This is a genomic window from Bradyrhizobium sp. 172, assembly GCF_023101065.1.
GTDB classification, from domain to species: domain Bacteria; phylum Pseudomonadota; class Alphaproteobacteria; order Rhizobiales; family Xanthobacteraceae; genus Bradyrhizobium; species Bradyrhizobium canariense_D.
Genome location: NZ_CP064701.1, coordinates 6,635,140 through 6,656,435, shown reverse-complemented (window position 1 = coordinate 6,656,435; position 21,296 = coordinate 6,635,140). Strand labels below are relative to the sequence as shown.

Sequence of the window (21,296 nt, the reverse complement as noted above, 5' to 3'; positions counted from 1 at the left end):
GCTTGCGTCGGCTGATAGGCGACTTCCTGAGCATCGGTGTGGAAAAGGAGCTATCGATGGGAGTGTTATCGCATCTACGGGTCGTCGAGATCGGTAGCTCGGCCGCGACCAGCTATTGCGCGCGCTTGTTTGCCGATTTCGGTGCCGATGTTCAAAAGGTCGAATCGAGAGCCGGCGATCCACTTCGCCGCAGCGCGCCGCTCACGCCCAGCGACAATAGTGCCTGGTTTGCATTCTTGAACTTCAACAAATCGAGCATCATCATCGATGCCACCGACCCGAATGCGACCACGCAGCTGACGGAACTGATCGAGCATTGCGACATTCTGGTCGATGGGCGCGATGTTGATCCGGCGGATTGCCCACCCATCGATATCGCCTCGATCCGGCAGCGACTTCCTGGGCTGATCTATCTTGAAGCGAGTTGGTTCGGCCGCGAGGGCCCCTATGCAGGATTCGCTGCCACCGACTCGACAGTGCGCGCCCTCGCCGGTCTCATCAAGCTAGTCGGACCGGCCGAAGGCCCGCCCTTGCACGCACCGGATTTCCAGACGGGTATCCTCGCTGGCTTGTGGGGCTTCATCGCCACGGCATCGTCCGTTGTTGGGCGACTGCAGGGTGGGGCAGGGCGCTCGTGGTCGCTCAGCATCTTCGAATCGAGTCTCACTCTGTCCGAGTATCTCATGTTCGAGGCATTTGCGCGCGGCGACGTGATGCGTCGGATCGGTATTAACCGCTTCTGGCCCAACTTTCCGGTCGGCATTTACCCAACCAAAAAAGGTTGGCTCGGCCTTTCGACTGTCACGCCGGGGCAATGGCGCGCATTTTGCGACATGCTCGACTTGCCCGAATTGCGTGATGATCCGGCTCTGGCCTTTAACGAAGGTCGCCTGAAACACATGGACCAGATCGAACGACAGTTTGCGCCGAGACTGAAGGCGCGGACAGCGCAACAGTGGTTTGCGGAGGGACTCAAGCGCAAAATCCCGATCGTGCCGGTGCCCGAAATATCCGATCTGCTCCAAGACGCGGAGAAGAAGGCGCGCGGCGCAATCGTGCCGGTTGTGATTGGTAAAGAGGAGGGCCTAACGGTTGGTTCGATGCAGCGGCTGACTTTGACGCCACCACGCCGGGGCGGCAGCGTTCCGGCTCCCGGCGAGCAGCAACATTCCGCGCACATCCGAACTCACGGGTCGCTGACTGGGCATGGATCGTCCGACTGCATCGATGCGGACCGGCAGCCGTTGCATGGGACTCGCGTTATCGACTTCACAATGGGCTGGGCTGGCCCATTGTGTACCCGGACACTGGCCGATCTCGGTGCGGACGTTATCAAGATCGAAGCCATCCAGTATCCGGATTGGTGGCGCGGCGTTGACCGGCGCAGCGGCTACGTGGACGGGCAGATCTATGAGTTGGCGCAATGTTTCTGCATCATGAACCGAAACAAGCGCGGCATCACACTTGACCTGAAGCGGCCGCAGGGCCTCGTTCTTGCCAAGCGGCTGTTGGCGGAAGCTGATATTGTGGTCGGCAATTACTCAGCCGACGTGCTGCCAAGGCTCGGGCTTGGTTACGACGTACTCAAACTACTCAATCCACGCCTCGTCATGATGTCGATGTCAGCTTTTGGCGCCAGCAGTGTCCATCGCGATTGCCGGGCCTATGGCTCGACTCTCGAGCAGGGCTCAGGTCTGCCGAGCGTGGTCGGAAGCGCCGATGAGCCGCCCGCGATGAGCCACATCGCGTTCGGGGATCCCGTCGGCGGATTGAACGGCTGCGCTGCAGTCCTTCTCGCCCTGATTCACGCTCACAACACCGGGCAGGGACAATTCATTGATCTCGCGCAGATCGAGTGCATGATACCCTTTGCGGCGCCATGGATAACCGTTCACTCGATTGATGGGGCGCCACTCACAAAGTATGGTGCTCGACATCCGCAGTTGGTGCCGCATGGCTGCTTCCGGTGTGCGGGTGAGGACAACTGGATCATCATAGCGGCAACCGATGCGGCGATGTGGCAGAGGCTTGCCATCCTTATTGGTAGGCCAGACTGGGCCTCGAACGCATTGCTTGAATCTGCGGAAGCTCGCCGCGACATTGAGGACCTCATAGAGGCAGGCATCGAAGCTTGGACGCACACTCGTCATGCGGATCACGCCATGTCCGAGCTGCAGGGCGCAAGGGTTGCGGCAGGCGTGGCCCGCCTGCCGATTGACCTGCTCAAGGATCGACATCTCGGCTCGCGCGCATTTCTGCAGGAGGTCGAACGCGCTTTCATTGGCTCGCACCCGCAGCCATCCATGCCGATTCGCGAAGGCGCAGCCCCGTATGCGATCCGCTCGGCGGCCCCGACACTGGGACAGCATAACAGAGACGTCCTAGTAGAACTTCTCGGGCTCTCCGACGCCGAGATCGCGCAACTGGCAAGCGAGAACATCATCGGTACCGCGATGGTCTCCTGAGGTAGCTCGCGAAGACCTAGAAGGTGGCGTCAGACTGCTAGATCATGCTACGGCTCGATTGCACTCAGACTTGGCGGATCAGCTCGCTCAGCAGCGCAGCCTGTGGCCTCGGTCATCCATACCTCAGGGCAAAGCAGTGGGGCGGCGTTTTTAATTATCTCAGCAAACTGTGGAACTACATGGCATTGCGATCGCCTTTCAGTGACGACTGCGTGATAGCTTATGCAGCTTCGCATCCCATTCGTAACCCAGAACGGAAGCCGCTTTGCGAGACACGAATGAGTACCGGACTTGAGGACATCATTGGCTCTCCGCCTGAATCGGCAGGGATATGCGTCGCTCTTTGAGTCACAACCCACAAATCCTACTAGGTCCGTCGTTGCCGGTTATCTGGTAAGTGAGTGGGCCTTCTGGGAGAGCACGCGGGGAAGGCCGCGCCGAGACGCGCGGCACGTGCCGCTCGCTAAGTCCACAGCTCGCGCAATCTGATACGTCTGAGGTTGGTGGAGGAGACGATCGTGGATGAAGTCATTGGCGAGCCCCGTAAGATGCAAGCCTTCGAAGTCCTCAAGTCAACCGTCCGATCGTACTCACGTTCGTTTCCGGCTATTTTCAGTCGAGCGCGCGGCCCCGTTATGTTGACGGAGTATAGTCGACAGCCAACTGACTTTCCGTCTGATGCTGGAGCATTGAATTACGGCCATAACAATCATCAGATCGAAGCTGACATTACTGAGTATTTTGCGTCGGATGCCATGGTCCACGGGCTTGACATGGCCACTCCGGCAAAGCTCGGCTTCATGGAGACGTTTTCCTCTCTCATACTTCGAGAGCGGTATCTGCGCTACCGATTCCAGTTCTCAGGGCCGACAGCTGCTAATGCTATTGAGTCAGCTCTGAAGCTTTCACGCAAAGTCACCCGGCGTCAGAGCCATATTTCATTCACGCATGGATATGATGGCATGAGCTTAGGAGCGGTTGCCGCGAGCGGCAATCGGCTCTTTCGCACGTCCACAAGCCATTGCATCAGAGTATGGAAACAGTTTTGCCGTTCGAGGGCGAGGCATGGCGGTGGGCTTTGATTGCCGAAGGACTGAGGCTGGAGCAACCACGGCGCGCAAGGCCTTTGAGAGAGGACTGATCATCGAACGATGCGGGCCAATCGATCAGGTTATAAAGTTCTTGCCAGCACTCACGATTAATCATGACACCTTAAATCAGGCTCCTTGAAATATTTGAGGAAGCCTTGGCCGTAGCGCTGAAGCAGACTGGGATCGAGTGAGCGCCCCCCCCAACTAGTTCAAGTATCTGAAAGGAACACCATGGCGTACCAGACCATCAAATATGACATCGCAGAGCAAATCCTTACGATAACCCTAAATCGGCCGGATAAGCTCAACGCCTGTACCGCAACCATGGAGCGCGAGATCGTCGACGCTTTTGATCGAGCAGATAAGAACAATGATGTCTGCGCCATTATCGTGACTGGCGAAGGACGAGCCTTCTGTGCCGGCGCCGATCTATCTTCGGGCGGCGACACATTTGACCGCGACACCCGGCGTGGACCGGTTAAACGACTGCCCGATGGCGCAGTGGATTACAGCGATCCGAACGTCAGCGACGGCGGTGGAAAGATCGCGATGCGGATCTTCAAGTGTCTGAAGCCCGTCATCGCCGCCGTGAATGGGCCGGCGGTCGGCATGGGCGCGACCATGCAGCTCGCGATGGACATCCGCATCGCTTCTGAAGCCGCGCGCTTTGGGTTCGTGTTCTCGCAGCGTGGCCTCGTTCCGGAGGGAGCTTCGAGCTGGTTCCTGCCGCGCGTCGTCGGCATCGCACAGGCGCTGGAGTGGTCTCTCAGCGGGCGGGTATTTCCGGCACAGGAAGCGCTTGCCGGTCGGCTAGTTAGCAAAGTTGTGCCGCCAGAACAACTGCTTCCCACCGCGCGTGAGCTCGCTCGCGAAATCGTCGACAAGACCTCATCCGTATCTGTTGCGCTAATCCGGCAGTTGATGTGGCGCATGCTAGGTGCAGATGACCCGATGGAAGCCCACAAGATCGAAAGCCGCGGTATGTATACGCGCGGGCGTTCCGCCGATGCCAAGGAAGGTGTGATGGCATTCTTGGAGAAGCGGCCCGCAGTTTTCAGAGACAAGGTGTCGGCCGACATGCCGGATTTTTTTCCATGGTGGACGGAACGAGAGTACAAATGATGGCTCCTTGCCCTACCAGCCTAGCCGATCCGCGCCGCTCGATGAGGCAATTTTCCGGGCCGTGCCGATCCGCTGATATCAGCTCGTCGACGAGTCGGTGAGTCTAGCGAGCGGCCGGGATTTTCATCGGCAGCGATGGCATTCTTGGTAACTCAGCTCAACCAGTCTCGCCGCGCCCCTGCAAGAATGCAGATTGAAAGATAAGCAGGATGGCCGCCCGTAATCGGTCTCCTGCAGAACTTGCGGCGGCGGAGCAGATGGTCTGCGCGATGAATATTGCGCACACTGCACCGGCTCAGCAACGCGGGAGGCGTGTGATGGAATTCTTCTGTGGTTTGGACGTCGGCATGGACGAGACGGCGATCTGCGTGGTGGACGCGACCGGCAAGGTGATGCTGGAGACGGCGGTGGTGACCGATCCGGACGCGATCAAGGTGGCGCTGACGCCCTATCTTGGCCGCTTGCGACGCCTTGGTCATGAGGCGGGATCGCTGTCGCCCTGGCTGCATCCGGAGCTGCTCAGGCTGGGCCTGCCGGCGGTCTGCCTGGAGACTTTGCATGTTCGCGCGGCGCTGAAGGCGCAGCGCAACAAGACCGACCGGGCAGATGCGCTCGGGATTGCCCACATCATGCGCACCGGCTGGTTCCGGCGCGCCCATATCAAGAGCGAGGCCTGCTACCGGCTGCGGCTGTTGTTGACGCACCGGCGCAATCTGAAGCGCAAGTTTGTGGACCTCGAGAATGCGATCCGGCACTCGCTGAAAGTGTTTGGCATCCGGCTGAACCGGGTCGGGCGCGGCGGCTTTGCGCAAGTCGTGCGCGAGGCGGTGGCCCACGATGCGCTTGTCAGCGAGCTGATCGACGCCATGCTGAATGCGCGCGCGGCGCTGTGGAAGGAGTACTGCCGGCTGCACGACCTGGTGGTTCGCCTGGTCGCCGGCCATGAGCTGTGCCGGCGCTTCATGCAGATTCCTGGCGTCGGCCCGATCGCGGTGCTGAGCTTTATGACCGCGGTCGACGATCCCTCGCGCTTCAGGCGCTCGCGCGACGTGGCGGCCTATTTTGGCCTGACCTCGCGGCGCTGGCAGTCCGGCTCGTCTATCGACGTCAAGGGCCGGATCAGCAAGGCGGGCGACGGTGACGTGCGGCGGGCGCTGTACGAGGCGGCCAGCGCTTTGCTGACTCGCTACAAGAAAAAAGACAAGGTCAAGGCGTGGGGGCTGGCGCTGGCCAAGCGCTCCTCGCACCGCAAGGCGACGGTGGCGGTAGCGCGCAAGCTCGCTGTGATCATGCATGCGATGTGGACCAGCGGCACGTTCTACTGCGGCGATCCGGACGCCTCGGCGGCGGAGATGCATGCCGAAACAACAGCTAAGCAGCGCAAATTGCTCGGGCCCTACGCATGAGGCGCGTGATCCTGCAACCTGGCAACGACGCGGTGATGGCCGCGACCTGAACACGGAGCTCCGCCGCCGGCGGATGAGGACTGGTGCAGCACCAACACGACGGAACGCACGTTATCTTGCCTGCGACGATGCATCTTCGGATGCCGACCGATCGCGCCGGATTGCCTGTGATGTGGCTCCGTCACACCGATGGAAAGATGCGCCGCGACGGCGTCCGCGCTGCCTTGCTGCAGCGACACTGTGCCGTCGCTGAGCGCGGAAGACTGCACGGCGCATCAGGACTCGCAAGCCTCGCGGCGCATCGTGTCATGGCGTGGATTGTGTCATGGCGTGGATCAGAGAGGCTTGTCGCAAGCGAGAAAGGAAGCGAGAATGGCTGAGGTCAGACAGACGACACGACCGATTAAGACGGCTGGATAAAGTATCCGACCGTGCGGGAAGGCACGGGTTGAGCCGAAGCCTTCTTCTGTTTTGGGAGTTGCTCTCGAGCAATTTGTGCGACTTGACCATGTCGCCGTCGGCCTTAGCTCGCCATCGAGGGAGTGCAGCTTCTCGCGTCGGCTTGGTCAATGTGCTTTGCCGCAGGCCGCAGCTCGTATTGATCCGGTGCCGCTCGAGAACGGTTTGCCGCCGCAAGACTAATCATTGCGAATGGCCTCATCAATTGCCACGCATCTCTCATCAGGATAGGTAGTACCGTTGGTTCATTGGTTGTGCTGTACACGCGAGCTGGATGAGTTGTCGAGGCTACACGCATTCATCAGATCAGAAAGGAGGTGCAGCAATGAAATCCGTAGTTAATCCGTTGCAGGTCTCGCGATTCCTTCGGGTATATGACGATGCCGCCGCCCAAAAGGGCATCAAGCTTTCGATAGGATTTGATTTCAATGAGTACGTCTCGATCACACGGGCCCTTCCAACAAAGAAACCGACATATCCAAACTTTCGGCCAGATCGTTCGCCGATCAAATCGGGTGAGGGTTATTGGATGGTGGGCGTCGACCAGGACAAGCAGATTGCGCTCGTACAGGCTGCTCGACTTTATGACCTTTCGCACAGTAACTTTGCAGAGCATCTTGAATCTCTGAGGGCGTTCTACGCCGAACCAGCCGTACATGCACATCCTCAGGACCGTTGTACTTGCGCTGCGCCAACCGCAAAGAAGATTACTGGGAAAGTAGCTTACCATGGAGATTTTTGGCTGCGCAGCGACTTTAGGCGACAAGGCATACCCTCGATCATGGCTGCAATACTGCGCGGCGCTTCATTTGCCATGTGGTCTCCCGACTTCGTATGTGGACTTGCAGAGCGCTGGCTGCTCGAGAAGGGCGTTCTTGCGCAATACGGACATGCCCACTATGAACACGGCGGTTCGATACTACATCTGGTAGAGGAGAACATCATTGATCACGATCTGCTTGTTTGGCTAACCGGCGAGGAGTTGAGAAGCCTCGTTGCCGTTCACGATAGCAGCAAGTCGGCTTTAGCCTCCTGAAGTCTCGCTGACGGCGATCCTCATCAAATCTCCTAAGGGCGCGAGCAGGACCGAGTCTTCCGCCAGCCAGTCAAGCTTACGAAAGGGTGGACCGATCGACGCTCGCACATCATCCGGCAGTTGGTGAGCGGCCCGAAGGATGAAAAGACCAGGTCTGCGGCATAGGTGCGTGACACGGCCATGCTGTTGGCGCTCGCTTCCACCACCACCTCATGCAGGTCGAAAGACGGGTTGCAAAATCCCTCTGATCGAGCGGGACCCAGCTTCCCATGGAAGCGTCATCGCTCGTATCACCGCGCCATCCTGTCAAACAGCATATGGCCCGCTAGGGTGCTTGCTACATAACCTTGGAACCACCACCCAGCCGAGCAATGATCCATCCGCAGCTTTCCGACGATTGCCGACTGACCAGTTTCGCTCCAGCCGGTGAATGCGGTGATCTGCCGACAACTACACCGCGACCGAGGGGAGTGATCGTGATCGTGCATTTTGCACGATCCGGACTCGAGCGCACCGATGCACCGTGCTCTTGTCCATTTGAGCGCGCGAACCACTTCGCAGATGATTATCGCAGAAGCCACGGTGAATACTCTAAAGCGCTAAGCACGCGTCAGCTCGGTCGACTCCGGCCAGCTATTCCGAAATCAGCATTTCGTTAGTTTGTGCGACCAGAGCTCTAGTCAACTTCGAGCCGTGCTACAGGACCCCCGCCGAACGTGCAGTGCCATCAACTACCATTGCTAGTAATTGATCTACATAGCGCAAGCATGTCACTTATCGGTCGATACACGTCGGCGCCGGTTTAAGTGACTTGCGGCGACAGCAAGCGAGTGTCTCGGGAAAACCGTTAGGCTGCCGAAAATCGGTGGCCACGATGAAGCACGAATGTTTCTCAGGCGGCGCGCGTTAGGATCCTCTGGATCTCACAAAAACTGGCAAGCGCGGCAACCATTTGCGGCTCAATCGACGAGACCGTCAAGCATTACGAAAAGCGAACGAGTAAGGCATCTGTTCTGTTCAAAGACGAGGACTACCGACCGAACATGGTGCGCTAGTTAGTCCAATTCAACGGGAGACACGACATGCAGCGCAATGGTGAACTGACGCTCGGATTATACCTGATTCAGGCGGGATATAACGAAGGTGCATGGCGAGATCCGAGCGTGCCTGCCAATGGCGGAGTTGATGTCAACCACTATGCTCACCTAGCAGCACTTGCCGAAGCTGCGGCATTTCACTTCGTGTTTATCCCCGACAGCCCTAGCGTTGTAGAACAAGATAACGCTAATATTGCGCGTGTGAGCCGAAACGACACGTTCGAGCCAATCACACTACTGTCGGCACTTTCATCGAGAACGCGGGACATCGGCCTCGTAGCGACAGCGACAACGACTTACCACCAGCCATATCACCTTGCACGGATGCTCGCCTCACTTGATCACCTCTCCCTTGGACGGGCGGCCTGGAACATTGTCACCTCGGGAAATAAGTACGAGGCCCCAAATTTCGGCGAAGAAGAGCTTCCAGATCACGACACGCGCTATACCCGAGCGAAAGAATTTGTAGAAGTTGTCAAGGGGCTTTGGGATACGTGGGAAGACGACGCGTTTGTTCGCGACAAGGAAACAGGTATTTTTGTCGACACGACGAAGCTGCATCTGCTCAATCACCGAGGAGACTACCTTTCAGTCAGAGGCCCGCTGAACATCGCACGGCCGCCTCAAGGACATCCCGTGTTGATTCAGGCGGGCGCATCGGAGTCCGGAATACGGTTCGCTGCAGCTCTGGCCGAGGTAGTGTTTACCGCCGAACCGTGTTTGGAAAGCGGTAAACGATACTACGCAACTCTCAAAGAGAAGGCACGCGCACTTGGGCGGACGGACGATCAGGTTCTAATTATGCCTGGCATTGTTCCGATTGTTGGCAGGACCAAGGAAGAAGCCGCCGCCAAGCTGCAAAGGCTACAATCGTATACTCACATTGACGTTCAAATTGGGACCGCCGATCGTTGGCTGGGATTTGTCACTGATATCCGTTCGATGGACCTCGACTCATTAGTACCTGAATCATTACCGCGGACGAACTTTATCCAGAGTCGTCAGAAGACGCTCCTCGATCTGGCCGTACGCCAGAAATTCACCTGGAGACAACTGATCCGCTTCGTATCGGACAGCCGGGGCCATCTCATGATTGTTGGAACGCCGGACGAAATCGCCAACGCCATGGTCGATAGATTTGACCTGCGTGCTGCTGACGGATTCAACGTGCTACCAGCAACTGTTCCAGGCGAGCTCAAGGATTTTGTTGAACTCGTCATCCCGGAATTGCGCAAGCGAGGTAAATTCAGGTCCACGTACTCTGGACAAACATTAAGAGAGAATCTCGGACTCAAGCGGCCACTTAATCGGTTCGCGCAAAGCAGTCGATGAGCGCCACTGAATTTCACTGACGTCGGGCTAGGATAGCCAGAGTTGGCCCGTATCCCCAGGAGTGATGTATCTTTGAACGTTCAGCAAGGAGAGATTGAGATGGGGCTGACTAATCGGGGGACGTAGCGTCGCGGTTTTCGATACGTCATGGGCACCTTACGAACGTGAGCTGAGCATGTTGGAACCACTTGGCGGATCTATGCTGCGGTGATGATGCGGTGATCGTAAGAGCGTCGCGTGGTGGCGGTCGCCGAGGCGACTGGTCGCATCAGCAGGTGTTGGTCAGGTACGGTGAGTTGGTGCTGGGGGCACCGAATGTCACGAGAAATCAAGCGTTGATCATTGATGATACGGGCTCTCGTACGAAGGGGCGGCATCCGGTCAGGGTTGCACGGTAATCGGTCAGATGGACGAGCAAGACAATCGCCAGGTTGCCTTGAGCGGTTTTCCTTGCGAATCATCCGCGTTCTTGCCGGTTCACTTGAATCTAATGGGGGAGCGTGTGAAGGATCGTGCACATCGCCGGCAAAGCCAGGTCCGACCAAGGAAAATTGCAAGGCTAAGGCGGCAGCGCTTGATTATTTGCGCTGGAACTGCGTGGTGAGCTTGCCGCATAGCTTGGTTCTGATGGAGGATGGCCGCGGCACTGCCACGGCGCTGTATGGAACTACGACCCAACCGAGCCCGACTCTGTGGCCAGCATATTGCCACCTGCGTATGGCGCGTTCGGCCGTACCGCGGCCGCAGAAGCCAAGGCTGGGGGAAACGGACGACCTCCAAAACTGCTACGGCTTCCTAGCAAGCGCCGACCGATCTCCGTCAAAAAAAGGCATGCTATCGGGTCTGCCAGACAGCTCGGCGCAAGACCAAGCAGCGTGGCCCTTAAGCCCAATTCAAATCGGGCGAGTGTTTGCCCATCGCCACCCAGGGTCGGCGACAGCACCAACATTGAGGCCGCGATCTTGGAGAGCTGCAGCTGTGGCCGCTGTTTGTTCGGTTTGCGCGTTTCATTTCCGATCTTATTCATGAAAGGAGTGTGGCTATCGTGTCCGGGCTCCGTCTCAGCGTCGTGTTCGACTCTGTCAAATCTAAGCTATCCGAGTTGGTAGCTGCCCAAGCGATCCCGCCGATATAAAGTCTCTATGCAACTAAGGAAGCGATCGAGCTGCGCGTAGAGAATTCAATGTGAGCGGTCGTGCAAACGCCTACCGTGCTACTCAGCCGATCCGTCGGATCTGCATGCTTGGCAAATAGAACGGAGAATCAAATGCCACAGCGTAGCCCTCTCTCTGAGGATGGTCGGCCGGCCGGACATTTTCGGAACACGGCATACATGATCGATAAGAGCCGTTCGTATTTCGATGCAGCTCATGAGGCTGGTCTCATGGCCGTCCATGGACGTTCGATGACTGGACGCGCCGTTGCTTTTGGCTCGGGGGCGCTTGATGGCCGGCCGGAAAAAATTGATTTCGTGCGATGTTCCTACCTTGGCTTGGACAATCATCCTGCGATCGTCGGTGGCGCGATCGACGCGATAGAGGCGCATCGTTCCTTGCACTGGTCATGCGCACGAACGCGGCTCAATTTCGATCTCTTGGCAGAGCTTGAAGCAACCCTCTCGGAGATGTTCTGCGCACGCGTGATCGCCTTCTCCACTGTCATGCTCGCCAATCTAGGTATGATGCCCCTCCTTGCCTCGGGCCAACTGACAGGCGGAAGAAAGCCGCTTGTCGTGTTCGACCGCCTTGCGCACATATCCTTGGCCTATCACAAGCCGGTGGTTGCTGATGAAACGCGATTGGAGACGATCGCGCATAACGACATTGAAGCTCTCGAACGCTTGTGCCGCGAACATCCGGTGGTCGCTTACGTATGCGATGGCATTTACTCTATGGGAGGGAACGCGCCTATCAAGGAACTGCGCGAACTTCAGGAACGGTATGGGCTCTTTCTCTATATCGACGATGCTCACGGCATATCGATCTTCGGACGTCAAGGCGAAGGATTTGCTCGATCTCAGTTTCCGCAAGTGCTGGGTGACCGGACGATCATAGTGGCCTCGCTCGCTAAGGGCTTCGGCGCATCGGGCGGCATGGTGATGCTCGGAACGGCTGATCACGAAGCTCTGTTCCGCCGCTATTCTATCCCCTATGCGTTTTCGGTGCCCCCCAATCTGGCGGCGGTTGGCGCGGCACTTGGCTCGTGCAGGATTCATCGCTCGGCAGAACTCGGCGATCGTCAGAGGCGGTTAGCGCAACGTATCAAGGTCTTTGACGATCATGTTGCAACCGCTCAGCAAGGAAATTCATTTCCCATCAGAATGATTGCAATAGGATCGGAAACCAAGGCGATTGCAATAGCCAAAGAGCTTCTCGATGCCGGCTTCTACACCTCGGTGACGTTCTTCCCGACGGTCGCCCAAGGAAAGGCAGGGATTCGGGTGTGCATTACGGCCGATCATGAAGACAACGATATAGAGCGATTGTGCGACTGCATTTTGGAAGCTGTGGCCGAGACGACCGGAAAGCCATACCCTCTGAGGTGATGTAATGAGTCAGCCGACGAATTCATGGTACTGCCCGGTACGGTTGCTATCCCCCTATGCCGGAAAGAATAACGAAAGTTCGTCAAGTCTCGATCCATTGTTAGACGCCGGAGGTGCCTCCAGACCGCTTACGCCAATGTTCTCGGCGAGGCGCCACTCGCTCGTTGCGCTGTTTGGGAGCGTCTGAGTATGCCGAAGCCAGGAAAACTCCGAGGTCAAAGCGACCGGCGCGTTGCGCTTGTGACCGGAGGAGCGCGCGGGATCGGACTCGAGATCGTGCGCCGGTTCTTGGCCGATGGCTATCGCGTAGCATTTGTAGCGACAAAAGCGGAGCATGTCGACCGCGCGCTTGATCTTCTCGGCCGCCCGGAAGATAGGCTCTATGCTGAGAGGATTGATGTAACTCGACACAACGATGTCCAGGGATTTGTTGACCACATCCGGGAACGTTGGGGCGAAATAGCGATTTTGGTGAACAATGCTGGCATCTCCCCGAAGCGCGTGGACCAAAATGCACCTTGGCTTTCGCAGACGTCCTTAGATGAATGGGGGCGGGTCGTCGATGTCAATCTCAACGGACCGTTTATTCTTATGCGGCTATTGGCGCCAGCAATGATCGCGAACGGCTATGGGCGCATTATCAATGTCGGGTCACTCGCGGGGCGCGCCATGCCGATGATCGCAGGCCCACATTATGCTGCATCGAAGGCGGGGTTGGTCGGCTTAACCCGCGCTGCTGCGCGGGATCTCGCTCCACACGGTATCACAGTCAACTGTATCGCTCCTGGGCGTATTCTCAGCGATCTGACTGGACCACCCGAGACCGAGGTCAACCGCTCCGCTCTCAGCAGGATTCCGGTCGGCCGATTTGGAACTGCTGAAGAGGTGGCGCACGTCGTAACCTTTCTGGCCTCGCCGATGGCGGGCTTTATCACCGGCGCAACCATCGATATCACAGGCGGCGAGTTCGCCGCGTAAGCCGATGCATATCGCATTTGATCGCCGACACTAAAATGCTGGTTTCGCTCAGGCTGACCGTGTCTTCAACTGTCTCGCGGCGCAAACGGCATACAGTCGCGTGGAAGCATGAAGATGATGGATTGACTGGAGCGGATATGCCAGTCGGCGGCGGGGGGTCCCCTCGTGTCGGCCTTCATGCCTCTTTCTCGCGATGTTCAATATCAAGTACGTTATCGGGTCCGGATGATGCCAGGATTGAATAAGGGCTTGTTTGCACGGGCTTGCAGTACGGCCCCTTCCGCCAATGGCGTGGTAAGAGGCGCCGCGCTTGCCGCGTCTGCGGGCTTGCGTTGCGAGCAAGTAACAATGCGGAGTATCGGATGGCCGCGAAAATGAAGACCTCGATGGAAGTGTTTTCGCATCTGCGGGTCGTCGAGATCGGTAGCTCCGCCGCGACCAGCTATTGCGCGCGATTGTTTGCCGACTTCGGCGCCGACGTTCAGAAGGTCGAACCGCCAGGAGGAGATCCACTCCGCGGTAGCGCGCCACTCACGGCTTCTGGCCAAAGCGCGTGGTTTGCCTTCCTGAACTTCAACAAGTCAAGTGTCGTCATTGATGCCGCCGAGCCGGACGCGATCCCGCAGCTGACGGCACTGATCGAAAATTGCAACATTCTGGTCGATGGGCGCGATATTGATCCCGCAGATTGCCCTTCCATTGATATTGCCGCCATTCGGCAGAGATGTCCCAGGTTGACTTACCTCGAAGCAAGCTGGTTTGGCGGAGCGGGACCCTATGCAGGATTCGCCGCAACCGATTCGACGGTGCGCGCGCTCGCCGGCCTCATCAAGTTGGCTGGAGCTGTCGAGGGCCCACCGTTGCACGCACCGGATTACCAGACTGGTATTCTGGCTGGTCTGTGGGGCTTCATCGCGGCGGCTTCTTCGACGATTCCGGAAGAAAAAGCCGTTGGGAGAAGACGGTCGTGGTCTCTCAGTATTTTTGAATCGAGCCTCGCTCTGAGCGAGTATCAGATGTTCGAGGCCTATGAGCGCGGCGACGTGATGCGCCGGATTGGCATCAACCGCTTCTGGCCAAATTTTCCGATCGGCATTTACGAGACCAAAAAGGGTTGGCTCGGCGTCACGACGATCACTCCGGCACAATGGCGCGGTTTCTGCGACATGCTTGATCTGGCCGAACTGCGTGACGATCCGGCTCTCGTTCTCGGCGCCGATCGTCTGCAACACATGGAGCGGATCGAGAGACACTTCATTCCGCGGCTGAAAACGCGCACAGCGCACGAGTGGCTTGCGGAAGGATTGAAACGCAAGATCCCGATCGTTCCGGCACCCGATATGTCCGATCTGCTGCAGGATGCGGAGAAGAGGGAGCGCGGTGCAATCGTGCCTGTCCTGCTTGGCCAAGAACGGGGCCAGACGCCGGGCTCGATGCAAAGGCTGACACTGACGCCGCCGCGTCGGGGCGGCAAGGTTCCGGCTCCAGGCGCGCAGCAGAGTTTCGCGGATACAGGAAGACGCCTCACCGGTACTGCGTCAGTATCGTCGGGCTGCAACGATGCAAGTGGGGCGCCACTGCAGGGAATTCGGGTTCTTGACTTCTCGATGGGCTGGGCGGGCCCGCTGTGTACGCGCACGCTGGCTGATCTGGGTGCGGACGTCATCAAGATTGAAGCCATCCAGTATCCGGATTGGTGGCGCGGCGTTGACCGGCGTGCTGCTTACATCGAGGAGCAAATGTATGAAAAGACCGCACGCTTCTGCATGGCGAACCGCAATAAGCGCGGCATTACCCTTGACCTGACGCGGCAGCAGGGCCGCACTCTTGCCAAGCGGCTTGCAGGGGAAGCCGACATTGTCGTCGACAATTATTCGGCCGATGTGCTGCCAAAGCTCGGGCTTGGCTACGACGTGCTCAGAGCGCTCAACCCTCGCCTTGTCATGATGTCGATGTCGGCCTTTGGCACGAACAGCGTCCTTCGCACTTGCCGCGCCTACGGCTCGACCCTCGAGCAAGGCTCTGGGTTGCCGAGCGTGGTGGGCAAGACCAACGGGCCACCTGTGATGAGCCACGTAGCATTTGGAGATGCCGTTGGTGGGTTGAACGGCTGCGCTGCAGTTCTGGTTGCGCTTATTCACGCCCGCACCACAGGGCTGGGGCAGTTCATTGATCTTGCGCTGATCGAATGCATGCTACCCTTCGCAGCGCCATGGATCATTGTCCATTCGATCGACGGGTCCTTGCCGATAAGATACGGCAATCGACATCCGCAGTTTGTGCCGCATGGCTGCTTTCGGTCTGCAGGTGAGGACAATTGGATCGTGGTAGCCGCCACCGACCAGGACATGTGGCAGAGACTTGCCAGACTTATTGGGCGGCCAGACTGGGCGATGGACGCTTCGCTGAGATCTGCGGAAGATCGCCGCGATATCGAGGAGTTGATCGAGAGAGAGATCGAAAGCTGGACGATCGCCCGCGAGGCCGATCAGGCGATGTCCGAGTTGCAGGCCGCAAGGATTGCGGCCGGCGTGGCCCGCCTTCCAATTGATCTGCTCAGCGATCGGCATCTTAGCTCGCGTGGGTATCTGCAAGAAATTGAGCGCGCTTTCATCGGCCGGCATCCACAGCCGTCCATGCCGATTCGGGAAGGTGAAGGGCCGTATGCAATCCGCTCAGCGGCACCGACGCTTGGACAACACAACACAGAGATTCTATCAGGTCTTCTTGGGCTTTCCGACACCGAGATCGCGGACTTGGCCAAGGAGGGTATCATCGGTTCAGTGATGCTTTCAGAAAGAGGGGGGCTAACGACAACAAAGACGGTACCGCAAGGTTGAAAAATCAACACTAGATCCGACCAACGAACTCTCAGGCTTGGAAGACAGAGACTCATCGTGGCGCTCTTGTTCAGTGCTCTGCAGCGCTATACCCCAGAAGTACTCCACTGCACGTGAAAGTTAGCTCTGTGCCAAATGCTGCGACCGAAGAGAACAATTTGTCGCAAGTCAGAATTCGACGACCGGTGGGGCATAAAACGAGTAGGCGGCTCTTTTGTCTGGGGCAGCTTCAAGCAGATGCGTAGCGAGACGGCTGTCATCTCACCAGAGTAGGTAGTATCTCGATTCATTGCTATCGTGCACGGTAAGTCAGCTATTCGCCTTAAAGGCTGTGACAAGCTAGTCTGAGGCCACCAGCAGAGCCTGTGACAGCCGCAGCCGCCAGGTGATGACACTCACCCGCGATCCAAAGCGGCTATTACAGCGACGCGCGAGGCGCGCCTGCCAGCAGTTGTTACCATCGGGGCTCCTAGATTGGGACGTACCCACTCATCTTGAAGTTGAGAGCACACGCCGAATGGCAGCGGTTTGGGAGGCGGGCAGCTATTCTAGTCTAAGTTATCTCTGTCGCCGCGATGCTCATAGATCGACGCTCCGCACCAGTTCCCCAATAACAGGTGGCGAAAGTCGGCACTTCAACACGTGCCGGTCCGGCAACTCAGCAAAAATGCGAAGGAAATCGAGGAGGTTGTGGTGAACCAGGAGATTGCAGGTTCGAGTACGATGGCCGGATTATCGCGGGCTAGCCGGCGGTCGAACGAAAGCTTTGCCCGCGCGCAAAAGGTTTTTCCAGACGGCACTTCGCGAGTGACGGTTGAGCGGGATCCAACTCCGCTCTACATCGATCGTGGGATGGGCAGCTATTTGTTCGATGTGGACGGCCGCCGGTTTCTCGACCTTAATTGCAACTTCACGACCTTGATCCATGGACACGCCTTCGGCCCGGTCGTCGAAGCACTAACCCATCAACTCCAGCGCGGTAGCTGCTTCGCCAATCCGACGGAGAGCGAGATCGAACTCGCCGAACTACTTTGCGGCCGCATTCCGCGGATTGATCGCGTTCGCTTCGTCAATACGGGAACTGAGGCCGTGCTGTTTGCGATCAAAGCTGCGCGAGCCTTCACCGGACGTTCGAAGATTGCCAAGCTCGAGGGCGCCTATCATGGTGCCTATGATTGGGTCGAGGTCAGTCAAGCGGCGGCGCCGGACAATTGGGGTGACGCAATCGAGCCCAAGTCCACGGCCTTCTATCGCGGGATGCCTGCGAGCGTGCTCGATGAAGTCGTTGTGCTCCGCTTCAATGATGTTGAAGGCGCGCGCCGCTTGATATCGTCAAATGCGCACGACCTGGCCGCTGTCATTCTGGATCCTATGCCGAGCCGCTGCGGCCTCATTGCGCCGAAGCCTGAATTCTTCGCTGCCGTGCAGGAAGCGACCCTCAAAAACGGCATTCTTGTCATCGCTGATGAGGTCCTCAATCTCAGGCAGAGTTTCCAGGGTGCTTCCGCACGCTACGGCCTTGCTCCGGACGTCATCACCATGGGCAAGATCATCGGCGGCGGGTTGCCGATTGGAGCAATCGGCGGTCGCGAGGACGTAATGAAGGTATTTGATGCCTCAGCGGGTCGACCGCTGCTTCCGCAAGGCGGTACGTTTTCCGCCAATCCTCTATCCATGACCGCGGGGCTGACCGCCATGCGGCATCTAGATCATCCCGCTTTTGCACGTCTGGAGATGCTTGGGGACATTGTTCGTGACGGGATTGGCCGCGCCATCTCGAACCTCGCTGCGCCGCTGTATGTTACGGGAGCCGCTTCGCTATTTCGCATTCATCCGCAGGCAGAAGCGCCGAATGACTATCGCGAGAGTTATCCCACGCCTGCCGGAGCAACTCTAATGAAGGAGCTCACACGCTTCTTTACGGAGAATGGCATCATCCTGCCGTATGGTGCTGCCGCATCGATTTCGACGCCGATGGCGCGCACCGATGCTGAGTTCATCGTGGATGTGTTCGCAGGCTTTCTCGAAAGCCATCAAGACATGTTGGGTGAGATAACAGTACGCAAATGAGCGCTGTCTTGGCAATGCTTTTTGGCTTCCTGCCGTTAAGATGATCTCCGGCCAAAGATTGCCGTCCGACCGTGATCGAGGGCGCCGAAGCGAGGGCCGCCGATATTCAGGTGGGATACAGCGGTGATGAGCTGGTCTATCGCCCGGTGGTGGCTCGTCCGCACTCCGCTGCACGGGCGGAGCGCCCGACTAGGGCCTCGCCCTGAGGCGCTCGGCCACTCCAAATACAGTCCGATCCAATGCCTGATGAAGCGATACACCTAAGCCGGTTTTCGACCCTGACCAGCTCCGATGGTGCGAGCGCTACCGTCGTGCCTTTGTTGAGTTGCAATCAATGGGCTGATATCGACAGCTCGGAGTTAAGGGTCGAAGGTATCCCAACCAGTTCAGAATTCCACTCCGGGATATGGCCTGCGTGCCCACGGGACACTGTTCGACGAAGATGCGATTGGGTTCCCGTCCTCTTGACGCAAGACCGACGATCCCGTTTTCGCTGCTCGTAGTCGTGCCACCGGAAGCGACATGCTCATAAGGGCGTAGCGGTCTGTTCACGAGAAGCTATTACCCTTGCTCAATTGCGCCGATTTTCGCCTCATGCTGATTGCGACAAAAGATGTCGATCTCGCGAGATACCTCGAGGATAGTGTCTGGATGTTGGCCATTCTCAGAGAGTGCGTATTTGAGCGCATGCGCGCGGCTCGCGAACAGACCTCCGAAAATACCATTCTGCTCGCGGACGACCCAGTTTCCAAAACGGTTTTTGCCAACAAAGACGGTCGACCCGGCGGAGCTTCCGGAAGGATATTCGACAAGCTTCATGACCATAAGTCCATGAGTCTACCGTCATTACCGCCCCAGGATTGCGGTTATCGTGAACGATCGTGGCAGATCGCCGTCACCAATTGCGGCGCTTCCGTCGCGAACCGATCGTCGATCTCAAAGGAAGTCTACAGCAAACCCGAAGCAAGTCCCGCTACCAACTCTAGGGAAGGCAGATCCACTTTCGCTTGTGCTGAAAACGAGCAAACGTGCACTGCCCCCGTCAGGGACGCGTTAATGCTCTCTCCAACGGATCCGACAGAATGAGCGGGCCGCTATCAAGGACGCTCTCGGTGCATGTGGCAGGAGCTTGAAAAAATGCATAGGAATCTCTCGGCCGCATATTTTCCGTCGAAGGAATCAAAACGGCTAGGAGGTTGCGGCTTGAGTGGAGCGGTCAGGTGTTTCGCGGACTACTTCGTTCGCGCCGCTAGCCGCACGGTTTCAGAGCCAAGCAAATGTTCGGCGGGACCTCCTTTTCGGTCCACGACTCGTCCAAGCTGCCGATGAATCTTCGCTCAGCCGAGGCTCTTTTGCCTTGGCGTCCTTGAGCGTTTCTTGCATGCCCGTAGGGATCGATGCAGTTGGCCTAGCGCCCTTGCGATTTCGAGCAGGAACAGCGCAATGGAGTAGGCTGACCAAGATCTGAATCGCTGATAGTGTTGTATGTCGCAAGCTGCCAAGGAACAATTTTGCGTGAATCGTCTCTGCTTTTGGCAACTTACGCGACGTTCATTCAGGCAGAACTGTAGCCAACACTCCTCATGTCATAGCTAGCTCTCAGGGGATACGTGCTACTTCGTCTTGCGACCTGAACGCGCGGGCTTGCGACCTTTACGTAACGTCTTTGGTGACGCCGCGCCTATCGGCGGTTGAAGAAAGAACTCAGACAGATGAACATCCAGTGTTTCCGCGATACGTTCGAGAATATCGATTGTCGGGTTCTGCGATTGCTGCTCGATACCGCCCATATAGGAGCGGTCAATCCGGGCATCGTACGCTAACCGCTCTTGCGAAATACCGCGGTCTACGCGGATTCGGCGCACATTCCAGGCAACAAGCGCACGAGCTTTCATGCGCCAAAGCAGCCATTACGACGGCCATCAAACCACTGGCTATAACCGTACTATTGCGGTAGGTTTTCCAAAATGCAGATGAGCTGTGTCCCGACGTGAGCTGGGTGAAAGAGCTGCCAGATCTCGCGCCGAATGAGCCGAGGCTGACGAGTTATGAAGAGCAGTGTCGACCTGTTAATTCGAGCTGCGGGCGCGGCAGCCGAGCGTAACGGACTGCGATCAAATGCATTGTGGCGATGCTTGGAGCGACCGGAATCGAAGGGAACGACGGGAATAGCCACTGCGACCACTAATTGAAGCCGGCATGGAATGTTTCAGGCCGCGACGATCGGTTCTCTACGAAGAGGCTCTGAATGCCGCTACCCTCGCTTAATCGATGCTTCTCAATCTGGTAGGACTTTCAGGCAGTGCCGTCCGATCCCAAGATCGCAGATTCCGCGCCCAACGCGCCCCAGCTTACGCCCTATGACGAGCAACATGCCGTCACCTATATGCGTCTGCTGGATGCCGAGGCCGATAACGCTGATTGGCGGGAAGTCGCGCGCATTGTGCTTGGTATTGATCCCACCCTGGATCCGGATCGCGCCCGCCGTACTTTTGAAAGTCATATGGCTCGCGCCAAATGGGCGGCGCGTCACGGCTTTCGGCGTCTCCTGCAGCGCGGTTGGCCGAACGGCGAGGAATGAATGCCTTCGAAACGGACGTCACTTCTGTTGATGTCCGATCGCAAAGTTAGATCGTCCCATCGCGTAACTTCGTTTAACGGCGAATATCTGGGTTTGCGCAACCATAAATGGTCACATTTGTCGGGCTGCAATTCCTTGCATGTGCGTTAAGAACATACGGGGAAAGTGGTACGATGCCAGGTGCTGACTGGAAATCAGAGGAAGCCTATCCTGACGCCAAGAAAGCAGAAGCTGCGGACATAGCCTGGGAATGGCTGCGCCGCAATTGCGAGTA

General features: G+C 57.6%; 13 protein-coding genes. 11 read left to right on the top strand and 2 right to left on the bottom strand.

What is annotated here, in order from left to right; translation table 11 throughout:
- Positions 1-2 precede the first annotated feature (2 nt).
- The 10 genes from IVB07_RS31675 (at position 3) to IVB07_RS31630 (ending at position 18,441) form a co-directional block, all read left to right on the top strand.
- The gene (locus IVB07_RS31675; protein WP_247766866.1) at positions 3-2,465 is read left to right on the top strand and encodes a CoA transferase; all 2,463 of its coding nucleotides are present in this window, start codon (positions 3-5) and stop codon (positions 2,463-2,465) included.
- A 518-nt stretch (positions 2,466-2,983) separates the two neighbouring features.
- Complete coding sequence (locus IVB07_RS31670; protein WP_247766865.1) at positions 2,984-3,547, top strand: aminotransferase class III-fold pyridoxal phosphate-dependent enzyme; 564 nt, start codon at positions 2,984-2,986, stop codon at positions 3,545-3,547.
- 240 nt (positions 3,548-3,787) lie between these two features.
- A complete protein-coding gene (locus tag IVB07_RS31665) occupies positions 3,788-4,678 on the top strand; it encodes a crotonase/enoyl-CoA hydratase family protein (protein ID WP_247766864.1) in 891 nt (296 codons plus the stop codon).
- A 317-nt stretch (positions 4,679-4,995) separates the two neighbouring features.
- Entirely contained in the window at positions 4,996-6,084 is a 1,089-nt protein-coding gene (locus tag IVB07_RS31660; protein ID WP_247766863.1) for an IS110 family transposase, read from the top strand.
- Between the two features lie 784 nt (positions 6,085-6,868).
- Positions 6,869-7,579, top strand: coding sequence for a hypothetical protein (locus IVB07_RS31655; RefSeq protein WP_247766862.1), 711 nt, complete (start codon positions 6,869-6,871; stop codon positions 7,577-7,579).
- 1,082 nt (positions 7,580-8,661) lie between these two features.
- A complete protein-coding gene (locus tag IVB07_RS31650) occupies positions 8,662-10,008 on the top strand; it encodes an LLM class flavin-dependent oxidoreductase (protein ID WP_247766861.1) in 1,347 nt (448 codons plus the stop codon).
- Positions 10,009-11,275: 1,267 nt separating this feature from the next.
- The gene (locus IVB07_RS31645; RefSeq protein ID WP_256470629.1) at positions 11,276-12,553 is read left to right on the top strand and encodes an aminotransferase class I/II-fold pyridoxal phosphate-dependent enzyme; all 1,278 of its coding nucleotides are present in this window, start codon (positions 11,276-11,278) and stop codon (positions 12,551-12,553) included.
- Positions 12,554-12,742: 189 nt separating this feature from the next.
- Positions 12,743-13,531 carry an SDR family NAD(P)-dependent oxidoreductase gene (locus IVB07_RS31640; RefSeq protein ID WP_247477628.1) on the top strand — a complete coding sequence of 263 codons (789 nt, stop codon included), beginning with the start codon at positions 12,743-12,745 and terminating at the stop codon, positions 13,529-13,531.
- 362 nt (positions 13,532-13,893) lie between these two features.
- Entirely contained in the window at positions 13,894-16,371 is a 2,478-nt protein-coding gene (locus tag IVB07_RS31635; protein ID WP_247766859.1) for a CoA transferase, read from the top strand.
- Between the two features lie 723 nt (positions 16,372-17,094).
- On the top strand, positions 17,095-18,441 hold the full coding sequence (locus IVB07_RS31630; protein ID WP_247767819.1) for an aspartate aminotransferase family protein: 1,347 nt from the start codon (positions 17,095-17,097) through the stop codon (positions 18,439-18,441).
- Between the two features lie 561 nt (positions 18,442-19,002).
- On the opposite strand, the gene IVB07_RS31625 is transcribed toward IVB07_RS31630, so the two are convergent.
- Positions 19,003-19,260, bottom strand: coding sequence for a hypothetical protein (locus IVB07_RS31625; protein WP_247410969.1), 258 nt, complete (start codon positions 19,258-19,260; stop codon positions 19,003-19,005).
- 794 nt (positions 19,261-20,054) lie between these two features.
- A complete protein-coding gene (locus IVB07_RS31620; RefSeq protein WP_247766858.1) occupies positions 20,055-20,336 on the bottom strand; it encodes a helix-turn-helix transcriptional regulator in 282 nt (93 codons plus the stop codon).
- A 407-nt stretch (positions 20,337-20,743) separates the two neighbouring features.
- Between IVB07_RS31620 and IVB07_RS31615 the strand changes: the two genes are divergently transcribed.
- Positions 20,744-21,022 carry a DUF2285 domain-containing protein gene (locus IVB07_RS31615; RefSeq protein ID WP_247410966.1) on the top strand — a complete coding sequence of 93 codons (279 nt, stop codon included), beginning with the start codon at positions 20,744-20,746 and terminating at the stop codon, positions 21,020-21,022.
- The last annotated feature ends 274 nt before the right edge of the window (positions 21,023-21,296 follow it).